Source organism: Caballeronia ptereochthonis, assembly GCF_001545075.1.
GTDB lineage: Bacteria > Pseudomonadota > Gammaproteobacteria > Burkholderiales > Burkholderiaceae > Caballeronia > Caballeronia ptereochthonis.
This window is the reverse complement of the sequence record NZ_FCOB02000006.1, coordinates 141,921-154,424: the sequence shown is the minus strand read 5'-3', so window position 1 is coordinate 154,424 and position 12,504 is coordinate 141,921. Positions and strand designations below refer to the sequence as shown.

Sequence of the window (12,504 nt, the reverse complement as noted above, 5' to 3'; positions counted from 1 at the left end):
CCACAGAAGCCCAAGCAAGCAACCAACCAACCAACCAAGCAAAACCTCGAAATTCACCTAACAGCCACAGCCGGTTGCCGCACCGGCCCCCCCAACGCCCGCAGGGTCTCCTTGACCGTCGAGATCCGCACCGCGAGATCAGGACTACGCGTCTCGATGCGCAACTTATCCTGCCCCGCCAGCTTGATGTGCTTGTGCTTCTGCACCATCTCGATGATCTTCATGCCATCCACAGGCGGATTCGGCACGAACTGCAGCGAGATCGACTGTTCCGCCGCGTCGATCTTCGAAATGCCCAGCGGCTTCGCCGCCAGCCGCAACCGATGCGTCTCGACAAGCGCATGCGCCTGCGGCGGCAGCTTGCCGAAGCGGTCGACGAGCTCTTCGAGAATGCCGTCGATCGAATCGCTCGATTCGCAGTTCGCAAGGCGCTTGTACAGCGACAGACGCTCCTGCACATCGCCGCAGTAGTCGGCGGGCAGAATCGCCGGCGCATGGAGATTGATTTCGGTCGTCGCGGCGAGCGGCGCGTTCAGATCCGGCTCGCGCCCCTCCTTCAGCGCACGCACGGCGTCGTTCAACATGTCGGTGTAAAGCTGGAAGCCGATCTCCTGGATCTCGCCGGATTGCTTGTCGCCAAGCACTTCGCCGGTCCCGCGAATCTCGAGGTCGTGCATCGCAAGATAAAAGCCCGAGCCAAGTTCCTCCATCTGCTGGATCGCCTCCAGCCGGCGCTGCGCCTGCTTCGTGAGCGACGCCGGATCGTGCACCAGCAGATACGCATACGCCTGGTGATGCGAGCGCCCGACGCGCCCCCGCAGCTGATGCAGCTGCGCAAGACCGAACTTGTCCGCGCGATGCATGAGGATCGTGTTCGCACTCGGCACGTCGATGCCGGTCTCGATGATCGTCGTGCACAACAGCACGTTCGCCCGCTGACCGACGAAGTCGCGCATCACGCGCTCGAGTTCGCGCTCGTGCATCTGTCCATGCGCGACCGCGATGCGCGCCTCGGGCACCAGCGCTTCGAGCATCGCGCGGCGATTCTCGATCGTCTCGACCTCGTTGTGCAGGAAGTACACCTGGCCGCCGCGCTTCAGTTCGCGCAGCATCGCCTCGCGGATCACGCCGTCTTCCTCGCGACGCACGAAGGTCTTGATCGCGAGCCGCTTCTGCGGCGCGGTCGCGATCACGGAGAAGTCGCGCAGGCCTTCGAGCGCCATGCCGAGCGTGCGCGGAATCGGCGTCGCGGTGAGCGTCAGCACGTCCACTTCCGCGCGCAACGCCTTCAACGCCTCCTTCTGCCGTACGCCGAAACGGTGTTCCTCGTCGATGATGACAAGCCCGAGCCGCTTGAACTTCACATCGCCCGACAACAGCTTGTGCGTGCCGATGACGATATCGACGCTGCCTTCGTTGATCTGCTGCACCGCCGTCGACACTTCCTTGCCGGTCTTGAAGCGCGACAGCTCCGCGATGCGCACGGGCCAGTCGGCGAAGCGGTCGGTGAAGGTCTGCGTGTGCTGTTCGGCGAGCAGGGTAGTGGGCGAAAGAATCGCCACTTGCTTGCCCGCCATCACCGCGATGAACGCGGCGCGCAGCGCGACCTCCGTCTTGCCGAAGCCGACATCGCCGCACACGAGACGGTCCATCGGCTTGCCGCTCGTCATGTCGCCGATGACCGATGCGATCGCCGCGGCCTGATCGGGCGTTTCCTCGAAGCCAAAGCTTTCCGCGAACTTCACGTAGTCGCGCGGTTCGAGCTTGAACGCGAAGCCCTCGCGCGCGGCGCGGCGCGCGTAGAGATTGAGCAGTTCCGCGGCGGTATCGCGGATCTGCTGCGCGGCCTTGCGCTTCGCCTTTTCCCACTGGCCCGAGCCGAGCGCGTGGAGCGGGGCGCTGTCCGGGTCCGCGCCGCTATAGCGCGAGATCACGTGCAACTGCGCGACCGGCACATAGAGCTTCGCTTCGTTCTGGTACTCGAGGTGCAGGAATTCGGTTTCGCCTTCACCGAGATCCATCGACACCAGACCCCTATAGCGGCCGATGCCATGCTGCGCATGCACCACCGGATCGCCGATCTTCAGTTCGGCGAGATCGCGCACCATCGAATCGACGTTGCTCGCCTGCTCCTGGCGGCGGCGCCCGGCGCGGCGCGCGAGCGGGCCGTAAAGCTCCGTCTCCGTGACGATCGCGAGCTTCTCCGACGGCAACACGAAGCCGTTCGCCAAGGGCGCGACGCCGAGCGTGAACTTGCCCTCGCTCGCGAGCCATTCCTGGAACGTGTCGCGCAACTCGCCGCGCAGGCCGTTGTCCGCGAGCAATTGCTGGATCGTCTCACGCCGTCCCGCGGATTCCGCGACGAGCATCACGCGATTGTCCGTCTGCTCCAGATAATGGCGCAGCGCGAGCAGCGGCTCCTCGGCGTGGCGGTCGATCGCCAGTCCCGGCAGCGGCATGGCCCAGCCGCCCTCGGGCGTCGCCGGGAATTTCAGTTGCGCGAAAGGCTTGGCGAAGGTGAAGAAATCGTCGTCGGTGAGAAAGAGCCGGCGCGGCTCGAGCAGCGGCCGCTCGCGATCGTGCGAGAGAAAGTTGTAGCGCTGCTTCGTGTCGCTCGTGAAGCGCTTGATCGCCGTATCGAGATCGCCGACGAACGCGAGCTGCGAGCCTTCCGGCAGATAGTGGAAGAGCGTCGCGGTCTCGTCGAAGAAGAGCGGCAGATAGTATTCGATGCCCGCCGACGGCACGCCGTTGCCGATGTCCTTGTAGATCTGCGAGCGGCTCGGATCGCCCTCGAACTCCTCGCGCCAGCGGCTGCGAAAGGCCGTGCGCGCGGCTTCGTCGAATGGAAATTCGCGGCCCGGCAGAAGCCGCACGTCGCGCACGGGATAAAGGCTGCGCTGCGTATCGGGATCGAACGCGCGGATCGAATCCACCTGATCGTCGAACAGGTCGATCCGGTACGGCAGCGCCGAGCCCATCGGATAGAGATCGATGAGCGAGCCGCGCACGCAGTATTCGCCCGGGCGCACGACCTGGCTCACGTGCTCGTAGCCCGCAAGCGTCAGTTGCGCCTTGAGCTTCGCTTCGTCGAGCCGCTCGCCTTGCGTGAACGAGAACGTGTAGGCCGCGAGAAACGACGCGGGCGGCATGCGGTAGAGCGCCGTCGTCGCGGGCACGATGAGGATGTCGCAGCGTCCTTCGCCGAGATCGTGCAGCGTCGCCAGACGCTCGGAGACGAGATCCTGGTGCGGCGAGAACGTGTCGTAGGGCAGCGTCTCCCAGTCGGGCAGGAGGCGCACGCGCGCGTCCGGCGCGAAGTAGGGGATTTCGGCGGCGAGGCGTTGCGCGTCGACCGCGCTCGCGGTCACGACCGTCAGAAGCGGCACGCTCTCGCGATACGCCGCGTGATAGCGCGCGAGGGCGAGCGCATCCGACGAGCCGGTCGCGCCGTCGAAGGCGAAACGCTGAGCTGGCTTGACGAGCGCGATGGGAGAACTGGACTGCGCGTTGACGGCTTTGGAGGGCATAAGGTGTGCAAGGAGCCGCCCGGCGCGCAAGATGGAATACGAACTGGCGTGCGCCGGACGTGGTCGCGAAAGACCTATTATAAAATCCGGGCTTCAACTTTGACTTGTCCACATTATTTGCCCGTGACTTCGCGCCTGTTCTCACTGATTCCCTGCGCCGGCACCGGCAGCCGTTCCGGCGCGCCGATGCCGAAGCAATACCAGACTGTCGCGGGCCGCCCGATGCTCGCGTACACGCTCGCGGCGTTCGACGCCTGCTCCGAATTCTCGCAGACGCTCGTCGTGCTCGCACCGGACGACAATCACTTCGACGCCCGCCGCTTCGCCGGGCTGCGCTTCGCTGTTGCGCGCTGCGGCGGGGCATCGAGGCAGGCGTCGGTGTACAACGGGCTCATCGCGCTCGCGAAATTCGGCGCGCGCGACGACGACTGGGTGCTCGTGCACGACGCCGCGCGCCCGGGCATCACGCCGGAGCTGATTCGCAAGCTCGTCGCGGAACTGCGCGATGATGCAGTGGGCGGCATTCTCGCACTGCCGGTCGCGGACACGCTGAAGCGCGTCGCACCGAACATGCCCGATGTGCCCGCACCCGCGGGCGAGGGCGGCAAAAGCCATACCCGCATCGCCCGCACCGAATCGCGCGACGGGCTGTGGCAGGCGCAGACGCCGCAGATGTTCCGGCTCGGCATGCTGCGCGAGGCGATCGAGCGTGCGCGTCACGACGGCCACGACCTGACGGACGAGGCAAGCGCGATCGAATGGCTCGGGCACTCGCCGAAGCTGGTTCAGGGCAGCTTGCGCAACTTCAAGGTGACCTATCCGGAAGACTTCGGCCTCGCGAGCGCGATGCTGTCCGGGAACGCCTGACAGGCGCCGCTTACTTTTCTACTGCAAGGTTGGGATGATGGATTTCAGAATCGGACAAGGGTACGACGTCCACCAGCTCGTCGAGGGCCGCCAGCTCATCATCGGCGGCGTGACGATTCCCTACGAACGCGGCCTGCTCGGCCACTCCGACGCCGACGTGCTGCTGCACGCAATCACCGATGCGCTGTTCGGCGCGGCCTCGCTCGGCGACATCGGGCGGCATTTTCCCGACACGGCGACCGAATTCGCCGGCGCCGACAGCCGCGTGCTGCTGCGCGAAGCCGTGAAGCGCGTGACGGAAGCGGGCTTTGCGATCGCGAATGTCGACAGCACCGTGATCGCGCAGGCGCCGAAACTCGCACCGCATATCGAGGCGATGCGCGCGAACATCGCCGCCGATCTGGACTTGAGTATCGACCGCGTGAACGTGAAGGCGAAGACCAACGAGAAGCTCGGCTATCTCGGCCGAAAAGAGGGCATTGAAGCGCAGGCTGCCGTGCTGCTGCGCCGGACGTCGATCGATCGATAAGAAAACGCCGCGCGGCAGAGCGCGGCGTTCTCGGGGAAGTTACTTCCCTTCCGCTTCGATCGTCAGCGCGACGGCGTTGATCACCGCCGCGATGCGGCCGACGTCGCGCAATTGCGTCGTCGACATGCCTTCGGTCACGAGATTCTCGTAGTGCGACTTCACGCAGAAGTGGCACTTGCCGATGATCGACGCCGCGAGCGCGTACATCTCGAAGCGCCGCTTGTCGACGCCGCCGTGCGACGCGTACGCGTTCATGCGCAGTCCTGCGGGCTGGGTCTTCAGGTCGGCGTTGTCGGCCATCTCCAGATACGGATACCAGACGTTGTTCATGCCCATCAGCGCGGCGGCCGTGAGCGCGGCATTCGTCTCTTCCGGCGACAGCACGCCCGCGTTTCGGATGATCCCGACGAGCTTCGTCGCCTTCGCGGCATAGGCGGCAGCCAGCGCGACGCCGACCGCGTCATTGCCTTCGAGCGACGAGCGGGCAATCGTGCCGTCGACGTTCAGGCGAATGTCCTTCGCGTAGTCCGGCACCAGTTCCTTGATCGCAGACAGGAATTCCATTGTTTTCTCCTATTCGACGGCGTTAAAAAGCCCGCCAGCGCCGAACTCATACTCGGCCGAATGGCGGGCTTTGCGGCATCAAGCACGCTTACAGCGTTGCGCCACCGACAGCGCGGTTGCACGGGCACAGTTCGTCCGTCTGCAAACCGTCGAGAATACGCAGGACCTCCTCGGGGCTGCGGCCCACGTTCAGGTTGTTGACCGACACGTGCTGAATGACGTTGTCCGGATCGACGATGAAGGTCGCGCGCAGCGCCACGCCGGCTTCCTTGTCGCGCACGCCGAGCTGGTCGATCAGCTCGCCCTTCACGTCGCCGAACGAATAGTGGTTCAGCTTGTTCAAGTCCTTGTGCTCGCGGCGCCATGCCAGCTTCACGAACTCGTTGTCGACGCTGCCGCCGAGCAGAACCGCGTCACGGTCCTCGAAGTCCTTCGCGAGCTTGGCGAACTCGACGATTTCGGTCGGGCATACGAAGGTGAAGTCCTTCGGGTAGAAGTAGATGATCTTCCACTTGCCCGGGAAGGACTGCTCGGTGATTTCCTCGAAAGCGGACTGGCCGTTTTCCTCGTGATGGTTGAAACCCGGCTTTGCAGCGGTGACGGTGAATGCTTCGACTTTATCGCCAACGGTCTTCATGCGGTAACTCCTGTGGAATCGTTGAAAGGACAAACTCACACCAGACTCGAATCAAACTACTGGATCGCCGTAACGCTCGCGTGACACGCTCGTGCCACGCCTGCTGCGCGTTAACCCGATCCATCTTAACTCTATTTAAACGATCAGTTCAATAGTTTTTAACTAATAACCCGGATAGATTTTCCCGAATGCGCCGATAGACGCGACAGTTAATCCCGTGCGCCGTCGAAGCGCGCGCCGCCCTTCATCTGCGGAAAGTCGATCGTCACTTCGAAACCCGGGAGAGGCGTGCGGTTCCGGAGGCGCAGCGTGCCGCGCTGACGCGTGACGAGCCGCTGCACGATCGCCATGCCGAGACCCGTGCCGTTCGCCTGCGTGCGCGCCGCGTCGACGCGATAGAACGGCCGTGTGATGAGCGCGACCTGATCGTCCGGGATGCCGCGGCCTTCGTCCATCACGGAAAGCTCGACCCTGCCGTGTACGACGCGCGTCTGCAGCGTGATGCGCGCGATGTCGTCGTGTTCGCTGCGTCCATACTTGCGCGCGTTCTCCAGGAGATTGCCGAGCACGCGGCGCGCATCGGTCGGATCGCCTTCGATCACCGCGCCTTGCGCCAGATCGGTGCGCATCACGACGCCGTCGTCGGCCTGGAAGCGCGCGGCGAGCTCGCTTGCGATCATCGAGAGATCCACCGCCTCGGGCATGCGCTGCATCGGCCGCGCATAGTCGAGAAAGCGCCCGATGATCATGTCCATCTGCTCGATGTCGTCGATCATCGCGAGCTTGGTCGCCTCGTCCGACGGGCTCATTTCGGTTTCCAGACGCAGGCGCGCGAGCGGCGTGCGCAGATCGTGCGAGATGCCCGCGAGCATCAGCGCGCGGTCCGCTTCCAGCTGCTCGAGGTCCTGCACCATCTGGTTGAAGCTTCGGTTGGTTTCCGCCGCGACGCCCATGCCGCGCTCGGGCAGAGGCTCGGGCGACTGTCCCGAGCCGACCTTGCGCGCCGCGAGCGCGAGGCGCGCGAACGGCCGGTTCACGAGACTCGTGATGAAGGCTGCGCCGAAGAGCGACAGCGCGAGCGCGAACACGCCCCAGCCGGCCCATTGCAGGCCGGTGACGGTGTCGAGCTGATCGCGGTCGAGCGCGACCCAGTAGTCGTCGTCGTCGATCTTGAAGCTGATCCACACGCCGGGAATGTCGTTTACCGACTGCGCGATGATCGTTTCGTTGCCGAGCCGTCCGCGCACATCGCGCTCGATCAGCCGGTTGAGCGATTCGTCCGGCTGCAGCTTGTATTTGTCGGTGGTTTCGCGCGGATAGACGCGCACGCCCTCGTTGCTCTCCAGATCCTGAAGCAGCGCGCGGCGCAGATCGGGGTCCGAATAGAGCAGGGCGGTGCGCGTGAGCTTGACCACGGCGACGAGCTGCAGCGCGACACGCTGCGCGCGCGGCTCGCGCTCGATCACGCGAAAGCTCTGGAACCACGCCGTCAGGCTGACCGCGATGAGCAGCGCGATCAGCGCGAAGGTTCGCCAGAACAGGCCGCCGAACGCGAGCGCCAGTAGCCGCCTGTCGATGCGCATGGGTCTGTCGGGTTCAGCTCGGTAGAGGGGAGAAAGCGTGACTAGACTCGCTCAAAGATCGATCAGGCTGCGCCGTCGGGAATGAAGACGTAGCCGAGACCCCACACGGTCTGGATGAAGCGCGGACTGCTGGGATCGGGCTCGATCAGCTTGCGCAGACGCGAGATCTGCACGTCGAGGCTGCGGTCGAACACTTCGTATTCACGGCCGCGCGCGAGCTCCATCAGCTTTTCGCGCGAGAGCGGCTGGCGCGGATGACGCGCGAACACCTTCAGCACCGAGAATTCGCCGGTGGTCAGCGGAATTTCCTGGCCGTTCTTCGTGAGCGTGCGCGTCGCGAGGTTCAGCGCGAACTCGCCGAATTCGAACACTTCGGTGGTTTCGGACGGCGCGCCCGGCAGCTCGGACGGCGTCTGGCGACGCAGCACCGCATGAATGCGCGCGACGAGCTCGCGCGGATTGAAAGGCTTCGGCAGATAGTCGTCGGCGCCCATCTCGAGGCCGACGATGCGATCGACGTCCTCGCCCTTCGCCGTGAGCATGATGATCGGCGTGCGGTCGTTGCTGCCGCGCAGACGCCGGCAGATGGAAAGACCGTCCTCGCCGGGAAGCATCAGATCGAGCACGAGCAGATCGAAACGCTCGCGCACCCACAGCTTGTTCATGGCCGGCGCGTTCTCCGCGACGTACACGTTGAAGCCCTGCTCGCCCAGATAGCGGCGCAGCAGATCGCGCAGGCGCGGGTCGTCGTCGACTACCAGAATTTTTGAAGGGTTTTTGGTTTCCATGGCGGCATCTTAGCGCGATTGATCGAGCGTCGAGTTTGTAACAAAAGGGAGTGTAACAGTTGGTTACAAAATTTACGGGGCCGGTGGCACGGCCTAAGGGTTTGGTGCGTACACTGCTTTACCTTAGCCCGCCATTCGGTAGATACTTCATTAGACCAGCGCGTCGTGCGGCCCGACCAAGCTCTAGCGAGACGTGCGCGAAAAGACTGAGGCTGTCCGGTTGTCGAGCAACGAAGGGAAAAACATGAAGGGAGCGCGGCAACGCGGACCCGTGCGCACGGAGCGCATTTTCAGAAAGACACTTCTTGCCAGTGCGCTCTACGCAGTACTGAGCACGCCTCACGCCTATGCGCAATCGACGGGTTTCATGCGCGACGACAACGCATTCGGTCGCACCGTACCCCATACGCCCGGTCGCTTCGATGGCCGCATGATTCGCGCGCAGCAGCGCGCGAGCAGGAACGCGAACGTATCGGGCGGCGACACCAAGGCGCCCGCGATGCAACCCATCCAGCAGGTCGACCAGACGCCGCCCGCGCGGCCGCCACGCCACACCGTGATGACCGCAGACGAACGGCGTCTCTTGCGACAGCACATCGAAGAAGCGGTGCGCGATCTCTACAAGCGGTAGGCGACGCGCGCCGCAATGAACCGACGTCAGTTCCTCTCGATGGCCGGCGCGTTCGCGGGATATACGGGCAGTGCCGGCGATGCGCTTGCCTTCATTCGGCCCGATGCTTCCGCTCCCGTTCGAGCGCTCGTGCTCGTCGATCTCGACGGCGGCAACGATGGCTTGAACACCGTCATTCCAATTGCCGATCCGCTATACCGGGCGCTCAGGCCCAGTCTCGCGATATCCGGGGATCCAGCCTTGCCGATCGACGAGCGCACGGCCTTGCATCCGTCGCTGTATCCGTTGATGAGCGCGTGGCGCGCGAAGGATTTGGCGATCGTGCAGGGCGTCGGCTATGAAGCGCCGAACCGGTCGCACTATCGATCACGGCAGATCTGGGATACGGCGTCGGACGCCGATGAATATCGAAGCGATGGCTGGCTTGCGCGCATCAGTGACCCGCTCGTGCACGCGCCCCGCGTCATCGATGCGGGAACGTTCGTCGCTTCATGCGATGCCGCCGCGCACCTCGTCGCCGGGCAGGGCGCATCGGACAGCGTGCGCGTGATCCGCCTCTCGCTGCACGGCTTCGACACGCACGAGAATCAGGCGCATCGGCACGCATCGCTATTGGCGCAATTCGCCGCGGGGCTCGCATTGCTGCGCGCGAAGTCGATCGCATCGGGCGCATGGAGCCGCACGCTCGTGATGACCCGCTCGGATTTCGGACGATCCGCGCGCGAAAATGCCGCAGGCGGCACGGAGCACGGCGCGGCCGCGCCGCATTTCCTGATGGGTGGGAGCGTTCGCGGCGGGCTCTTCGGCATGCCGCCGCGCCTCGATCAGCTCGACGCCGAAGGCGGCTTGCCCGTCGACATCGATTTCAGAAGGCTCTACGCGACCGTCCTCGGCGCGGGCGGGCGGCTCGATTCCACATCCATCCTCGGCCGGCGCTTCGAAGCGCTGCCGCTCTTGCGCATCTAGCGCGTGCGCCACGTGATCCACAGCTTGCGGATCGGCGTGAGCGAAATGCGTTGATGCAGCACCTGAAAGCCTTCCCGTTCGATCTCGTCGAATAGCGCGAGCGAAAGCGCCGCCTGCGCGCGCAGTACGCGCTGGGTGGCGCGCTCCGCCGGCGGAATGGCCGCGAGCGCGTCTTCGAGCGCGCCGCGGGCGCGTCCGGTCTGAAAGCGCATGAGGTCCGCGAACGCGTCGCCGTACTTGCGATTGATGATGTCCGCGGCCGTCACGTTGAAACGCTGCAGCTCGTCGATGGGGACATAGATGCGGCCGTTGCGCGCATCGTCGCCGATGTGCTGCACGCGATCGGCGAGCAGCAGCGCCGAGCCGAGCGGGGCGGCCCACGCGGCGGCGCCTTGCGGATCGCGCGCGGTGGCGCGTGCGACGGCCGTCGCGAACGCACCGCCCGTCTGCTCCAGATAGCGTCTGAGGCCGGGCCAGTCGAGATAGCGCGCCTGATCGAGATCCATGCCGAAGCCGTCGACGAGCGCGGCGAGCGATGCGCGGCCGGCATCGTCGAGAACGGGATGCGCCGCATCGCGCGCATGCGCCTGCAGTGCCTTGGTCACCGGATGCGTCGGTTCGCCGCCGTCGAGCCTGCCGAGCTCGCTCTGCCACCACGCGTGCTTCGTGCGGCCGATGGTCGGATCGCTGGTTTCCTTCACCGTCGCCTCGAGCTCGCGATAGAGCGCGAAGAGGGCGGTCAGAAGCGGCTGCTTCGCCGCCGGCGCGCGGCGCAGCGCGTAGTACGCGCCGGAGCCGTCGGGGGCGGCCTTTTGCTGGCAGTAGTCGTCGAAATTCACGAACTTGGCTTGTGGGGATTCGAAGGGTGGCGCGGCCGACGGCTTGCGTCGACGGCAACGATTGTTCCCGTCTGGCGTTTTCGCCAGGCGTCGGGCAACGCACGGGCGCCCATTTTATCCGGCCAGGCGCGGCTTCGCTGCGCGGCGGCGCTGCGCGCGGATGTGCGCCGTACCACTGACGGCGTCCGCCGCGCGCGCAACACTGCCGCAATCCGTCCGAGGGACGATCCATATCCGCGCACGATCCGCGCGCGAAGTCGGGAGGCGCCCATGCCCCTTAGCAAAACCGAGAACAAGCAGTTCGGTGACAAGTGCCTGCCATTCCTCGTGAGGAGCGTGGCGACGGACTTCGGCTTCGACTTCCGCGTATGCCCGCGCCAGATGCACGTCTCGCCGACGATAGGCCTGCACATCACCGCCAATCGCCACGCCGACGCGAGGCTCTCGTATCCGCTCAACGTCTTCGTGTTCTGGCAGCCGTCGGGCGTGCGGCAGTTCCTCTCGCACGTCGACCGGCCGGTCGCCGCCCAGCGCGCGAGCGAACGCCTGCCTGAGGAGATCAGGCGGGTGATGGGGCAATCGGGCGTCGACTTCGCGGGGCGCTCACAGGCGAAAGGCGAGGTGATGATGGTCGAACTGGGCGATATCAGCGTCTAGCAAAACAAAAAACCCCTTCCGATGGAAAGGGGTTTGGGGTGGTGCGAGGAGCGGGACTCGAACCCGCACACCCTTGCGGGCGTCAGGACCTAAACCTGGTGCGTCTACCAATTTCGCCATCCTCGCGTCACGGCGAAGGCTTCGGGATTCGTGACGCTGCCTTGGCTGGCGGCTCATTCTCGAAGCCCGGCGATGCCGCCGTGTCCGGCACCGGTCCACTGTGCCAAGCCCGAGATTCTAACCGATTCGTCAGGCGATGTCTGCGGATTTGCGTCGCCGCCTGAGGCGAAGCGAATCGCGCGCGCGGTGCACGCGGGGTGCGCGGACACGCTCCGATCTCCGTCATACGCAGCGCAGGATTGCGGCATCCCGATGCGGTGCCTACAATCTCGTTCGATCCTTCGCTCATGCACCCGGACCTTCCTCCATGACCCGCAACGCGCGCAATCGCTTCGTCGCATGGCTCGGCATTGCCGTCATGTGGCTCGCCATTGTCGCGCCGGTCATCAGCCAGACGCTCGCCGCGCGTCATGCCGCGGACGATCCGCAGGCGGTGCTGTGCGCGGTCGACTCGCCCGCGGCGCAATATCGCGAAGGGCACGAGACACATGATGCCCTCGCACCGGACGACACCGCGCACGCCGGCCATCACGACGCCGCGAGCCACTTCGACGCCTGCTCGTACTGCGGACTGCTCGCGCACAATCTGCCGGTCATCAACGACGTAGCGCGGGACGTCGAGCGAGTCGAACGCGTCGCGCGGGTCGCATCGCGCGCGGACATCGACACCGTCTGCACGAAGTCCTTCAACGCCGCGTGTCCGCGCGCGCCTCCCGTTCTTTCCTGAAACCGTCCTCCGTCCGATCGCTTCGCCGTTCGCCTCGCGCATGAGCGCAGCGGGCGCGCGCGGTCG

12 protein-coding genes and 1 tRNA gene are annotated in these 12,504 nt (G+C 65.2%); 6 read left to right on the top strand and 7 right to left on the bottom strand.

Annotation, left to right across the window (positions count from 1 at the left end; all coding sequences use genetic code 11):
* Positions 1 to 53: 53 nt before the first annotated feature.
* On the bottom strand, positions 54 to 3,530 hold the full coding sequence (gene mfd, locus AWB83_RS08395; RefSeq protein WP_087044145.1) for a transcription-repair coupling factor: 3,477 nt from the start codon (positions 3,528 to 3,530) through the stop codon (positions 54 to 56).
* Positions 3,531 to 3,653: 123 nt separating this feature from the next.
* Between mfd and ispD the strand changes: the two genes are divergently transcribed.
* Together ispD and ispF are read left to right on the top strand one after the other, a co-directional pair.
* Positions 3,654 to 4,397 carry a 2-C-methyl-D-erythritol 4-phosphate cytidylyltransferase gene (gene ispD, locus AWB83_RS08390; protein ID WP_087044376.1) on the top strand — a complete coding sequence of 248 codons (744 nt, stop codon included), beginning with the start codon at positions 3,654 to 3,656 and terminating at the stop codon, positions 4,395 to 4,397.
* 37 nt (positions 4,398 to 4,434) lie between these two features.
* Entirely contained in the window at positions 4,435 to 4,926 is a 492-nt protein-coding gene (gene ispF, locus AWB83_RS08385; RefSeq protein WP_087044374.1) for a 2-C-methyl-D-erythritol 2,4-cyclodiphosphate synthase, read from the top strand.
* Between the two features lie 39 nt (positions 4,927 to 4,965).
* On the opposite strand, the gene AWB83_RS08380 is transcribed toward ispF, so the two are convergent.
* The 4 genes from AWB83_RS08380 to ompR all read right to left on the bottom strand — a co-directional run bounded on the left by AWB83_RS08380 (position 4,966) and on the right by ompR (position 8,498).
* Positions 4,966 to 5,490 (bottom strand): carboxymuconolactone decarboxylase family protein, encoded by a 525-nt coding sequence (locus AWB83_RS08380; protein WP_087044143.1) that lies wholly within the window; start codon positions 5,488 to 5,490, stop codon positions 4,966 to 4,968.
* 88 nt (positions 5,491 to 5,578) lie between these two features.
* Complete coding sequence (locus AWB83_RS08375) at positions 5,579 to 6,127, bottom strand: peroxiredoxin (protein ID WP_050326881.1); 549 nt, start codon at positions 6,125 to 6,127, stop codon at positions 5,579 to 5,581.
* A gap of 209 nt (positions 6,128 to 6,336) precedes the next feature.
* Positions 6,337 to 7,710 (bottom strand): two-component system sensor histidine kinase GluS, encoded by a 1,374-nt coding sequence (locus tag AWB83_RS08370; protein ID WP_087044141.1) that lies wholly within the window; start codon positions 7,708 to 7,710, stop codon positions 6,337 to 6,339.
* A gap of 62 nt (positions 7,711 to 7,772) precedes the next feature.
* Positions 7,773 to 8,498 (bottom strand): two-component system response regulator GluR, encoded by a 726-nt coding sequence (ompR, locus tag AWB83_RS08365; protein WP_016345257.1) that lies wholly within the window; start codon positions 8,496 to 8,498, stop codon positions 7,773 to 7,775.
* Positions 8,499 to 8,742: 244 nt separating this feature from the next.
* On the opposite strand from ompR, the gene AWB83_RS08360 reads away from it, so the two are divergent.
* Positions 8,743 to 9,129, top strand: coding sequence for a hypothetical protein (locus AWB83_RS08360; protein WP_087044139.1), 387 nt, complete (start codon positions 8,743 to 8,745; stop codon positions 9,127 to 9,129).
* 15 nt (positions 9,130 to 9,144) lie between these two features.
* Entirely contained in the window at positions 9,145 to 10,095 is a 951-nt protein-coding gene (locus AWB83_RS08355; protein ID WP_087044137.1) for a DUF1501 domain-containing protein, read from the top strand.
* Here AWB83_RS08355 and AWB83_RS08350 read toward each other — a convergent pair.
* A complete protein-coding gene (locus AWB83_RS08350) occupies positions 10,092 to 10,934 on the bottom strand; it encodes a squalene/phytoene synthase family protein (RefSeq protein ID WP_087044135.1) in 843 nt (280 codons plus the stop codon). The genes AWB83_RS08355 and AWB83_RS08350 overlap by 4 nt on opposite strands.
* 270 nt (positions 10,935 to 11,204) lie before the next feature.
* Here AWB83_RS08350 and AWB83_RS08345 point away from each other — a divergent pair, with 270 nt between their 5' ends.
* Positions 11,205 to 11,591: a DUF5594 family protein gene (locus AWB83_RS08345; RefSeq protein WP_087044372.1), complete on the top strand. Its 387-nt coding sequence runs from the start codon at positions 11,205 to 11,207 to the stop codon at positions 11,589 to 11,591.
* A gap of 39 nt (positions 11,592 to 11,630) precedes the next feature.
* Here AWB83_RS08345 and AWB83_RS08340 read toward each other — a convergent pair.
* Positions 11,631 to 11,717: transfer RNA gene (locus AWB83_RS08340), tRNA-Leu, on the bottom strand.
* A gap of 301 nt (positions 11,718 to 12,018) precedes the next feature.
* On the opposite strand from AWB83_RS08340, the gene AWB83_RS08335 reads away from it, so the two are divergent.
* Positions 12,019 to 12,438: a DUF2946 domain-containing protein gene (locus AWB83_RS08335; RefSeq protein ID WP_087044133.1), complete on the top strand. Its 420-nt coding sequence runs from the start codon at positions 12,019 to 12,021 to the stop codon at positions 12,436 to 12,438.
* Positions 12,439 to 12,504: the final 66 nt, after the last annotated feature.